Below are 2905 nucleotides of genomic sequence, written 5' to 3'. Positions count from 1 at the left end.
TTCGTGGATACCCCCGTCTTCAGGCGGGGGAGGGGTCGAGGTTCCCGCGTGAGCGGGGCGGGGTAGGGCTGGTGCAGGCGATCGCGAGGGGCGTGCCGCGAGCACGCGCTGCGCGGATCGCTGCGCGGTGCGGGCTGCGGTGCATCCGGCGTGATCATGCCTGCACCTTAATCCATCTTGAACCGATCGGTTCAAGATGCGATGATGATCTGCGTCAGGAAGGCAGGACAGGAGGAAGGCGCGCCATGGCGGGCAAGAAGCAGTTCGACATCGCCACGGCGCTCGACGCCGCGATGATCCAGTTCTGGCGGGCCGGCTACGCAGACACCTCGGTGGGCGACCTGTCCCGGGCGACCGGACTCAACCGCAGCTCCATCTACTCCTCCCTGGGCGACAAGGACACGCTCTTCCTGCGCTGCCTGGAGCGCTACACCACGCGCTACGGAGAGAAGTACGACGTCGCGTTGTCCTGCGCCGCCGGCCGGCCCCTGGCGGCCGCGCGGGCGTTCTTCGACGTCACCCTGGACCGCATCGCGGACCCCGGTGTGCCCGACGGATGCCTGGTGGCCCAAACCGTCATGGCGGCCCCGGTGCTGGGCGCGAGCGTCGCGGCGCGTGCACGGGAGGCGATCGGCTTCCAGCACACCCGGCTGCGCACCGCGCTGCAGGCCGGGCCTCTGCCCGAGGAGGCGGCCGAGCCCTTCGCCACCCACCTCGCGGCCGTCAACCAGTCCCTCGCCGTCATGAGCAGAGCCGGAACGAGCACGCAGCAGCTGCGCGCCATCGTCGACGTGACCCTCGACGCGCTGGCGCAGACGCTCGGGGCGCGCGACTGAATTGCTTTCCTGGGCAGCGGACTTTGCCGTCTGCCTGCGCGGAACCCGGGCCCTGCGTCAGGGCGCGCGTACACAAGATTGATTCGCAGGGCGGGGGCGAGGGTGCGCCGGGAAGCGAAGGTCCGGGCCGGACGATCAGGCGCTGTGCCCCGACGGCGTGTGGCCCCATGCCAGGGGATGCGCTGTGGGGGCGAGGGCTTCTGGCGCGGGAGGTTCGTCGCCCGCCTCGTTGAACGCGCTCAGGGCCGCGATGAGTGAGGCGCGCTGCTCCGGGGCGAGACGTTCGACGATGACGGCGATCTCGGCGCGGCGCTGGGCCATGACCTCGGAGACGGTGCGCCGGCCTTCGGGGGTGAGCCGCAGCAGAGTCTCCCGGCGGTTGTGCGGGTTGGTCTGCCGGTCGGCGAGCCCCGTGGCGATCAGCCGGTCCACCATCCGCATCGCGGTGGAGGGGGCGACCTGCAGCAGTTCGGCCAGTGCCACCAGCTTGGTGGCGCCCCGGCTCGACAGGACTACCAGCATCCGGAACTGGGGGAGCGTCACCCGGTCCTCGACCTGCGCGAGCGATCGGGCAGACACGGCCATCAGGAGCCGCGAGGCGGTCAGTACCGCGTCCGTGACGGCATCGACATCATCTGCGTCCCCGTAGGGGGCTTCACCGTGGGCCATGCTCCCCTTTCTACCGCCCGTGGAGGCCGTTGCGGGTACTGCGGGTACATGGAGATCCCCTCGCGCAGACCCCTGCGAGCCGTGCCGCGCTCGCCTCGGCGGCCGGCCAACGAACGCTGGCGGGCTGTGACTTCGGGGCGCTCAGGCGTCGTGGCCGCGCGGGCAGCGGCGTCTTCCGCTGGCTGTCGCGTGCCAGTGCGTGGCGCAGTAGGGCACGTCGCACTGCGGACAGAAGCCCGCGTCTCCGGTGATGTCGGCGCTACGGACCCGGGTGAAGGTGCGGGGGAAGCCGAATGCTTCGCGGTATCGGTGCACGTCCTGCGGGGCGATGTTCTCGCCGTGGCCGTTGGCGTGTATGTCGCCCTCGGCGATCAGCCACCAGCGGGCGGGGTCGCGCTGTCGGGCGTAGAGGCCGAGCAGGGACGGGGGCCAGGTGCTGAAGGCGAGGGGGTGCAAGCCGGGCGGTGTGAACTCGAAGCGGGCCGCCTGGGCCTTGCACATGGTGCACACCACATGCAGGACGAGCCAGATCGCGGGCAGTTGCTTCACGGGGCATCAGGGCGGCGACGGTTCACGGGAACGCTTCCACGGGGCAGCGGTGGGCGAGGCGATTATGCTTGCACAGTGCAATGTACCGTGTATGTCTGACGGCTGAGTCCGTTTGGCCGCTTTGGCCCCTGTGCTGACATGCGGGTCACCGCCTCGCGCACGAGCGTGGTTGCGGGTCTGCGGGGGGATGCCCGGTGCGGTGGCTCGTCCGCCGCGCCCGCGCCTCCCTGCTGCCGCGCCGTCCAGCGATCAGGCGAGCAGTTTGGTCTTCGCCCTGTCGAATTCCTCGTCCGTGAGCCCGCCGGATGCGCGCAGTTCGGAGAGCTTGGCCAACTCGTCGGTGTGGCTTGTCCCGGTGTTCGCCTCTGCCGCGGCCTTGCGGACGTATTCCCGGAATGCCGCTTCGGAGTCCTTCGCCTGCTTCACGTCGCGCCGGCCCATCCCGCGGCCCCGCGCGATCACGTAGACGAGGACGCCGAGGTAGGGCAGGACGATGCAGAACACGAGCCACCCGGCCTTGCCCCAGCCACTCAGGTCCTCGTCGCGGAAGATGTCCATGACGACCCGGAACAGCAGGAACAGCCACATGATCCACAGGAAGAAATACAGCATGGTGAGAAAGAGGTCGAGAAGCGGATAGTCGTCCATCTGTCTCCTTCGGGGGTACCCCCGCCTTGAGGCGGGTTGGTGAAACGAAGCTCCTGCGTGAGCGGGGCAGCAAGCGGCGGTTTGCCGCTGGGCGGACCGCCGTTGTCGGTGACCCGCACTAGAGTCGTCACCACAGTTGGAGGGGGTGATCGCGGTGATACGCGCCTACAAGTTTCTGCTGCGCCCTACCGTGCGGCAGGCTC

At 69.5% G+C, this 2905-nt stretch carries 4 protein-coding genes; 1 reads left to right on the top strand and 3 read right to left on the bottom strand.

Annotation, left to right across the window (positions count from 1 at the left end; all coding sequences use genetic code 11):
* Positions 1-245 precede the first annotated feature (245 nt).
* Positions 246-836, top strand: coding sequence for a TetR/AcrR family transcriptional regulator (locus ACQKIP_RS44225; protein WP_365866863.1), 591 nt, complete (start codon positions 246-248; stop codon positions 834-836).
* A gap of 135 nt (positions 837-971) precedes the next feature.
* On the opposite strand, the gene ACQKIP_RS44220 is transcribed toward ACQKIP_RS44225, so the two are convergent.
* The 3 genes from ACQKIP_RS44220 to ACQKIP_RS44210 all read right to left on the bottom strand — a co-directional run bounded on the left by ACQKIP_RS44220 (position 972) and on the right by ACQKIP_RS44210 (position 2702).
* On the bottom strand, positions 972-1505 hold the full coding sequence (locus tag ACQKIP_RS44220) for a MarR family winged helix-turn-helix transcriptional regulator (RefSeq protein WP_365866865.1): 534 nt from the start codon (positions 1503-1505) through the stop codon (positions 972-974).
* 141 nt (positions 1506-1646) lie between these two features.
* Complete coding sequence (locus ACQKIP_RS44215) at positions 1647-2054, bottom strand: hypothetical protein (RefSeq protein WP_365866867.1); 408 nt, start codon at positions 2052-2054, stop codon at positions 1647-1649.
* Between the two features lie 249 nt (positions 2055-2303).
* Entirely contained in the window at positions 2304-2702 is a 399-nt protein-coding gene (locus ACQKIP_RS44210) for an SHOCT domain-containing protein (protein ID WP_365866869.1), read from the bottom strand.
* Between the last annotated feature and the right edge of the window lie 203 nt (positions 2703-2905).

Origin of the sequence: Streptomyces sp. NPDC059900 (assembly GCF_050270335.1) — a bacterium.
Taxonomy (GTDB): domain Bacteria; phylum Actinomycetota; class Actinomycetes; order Streptomycetales; family Streptomycetaceae; genus Streptomyces.
Note: the sequence above shows the minus strand (reverse complement) of the source record. Positions and strands in the feature narration are given on the sequence as shown.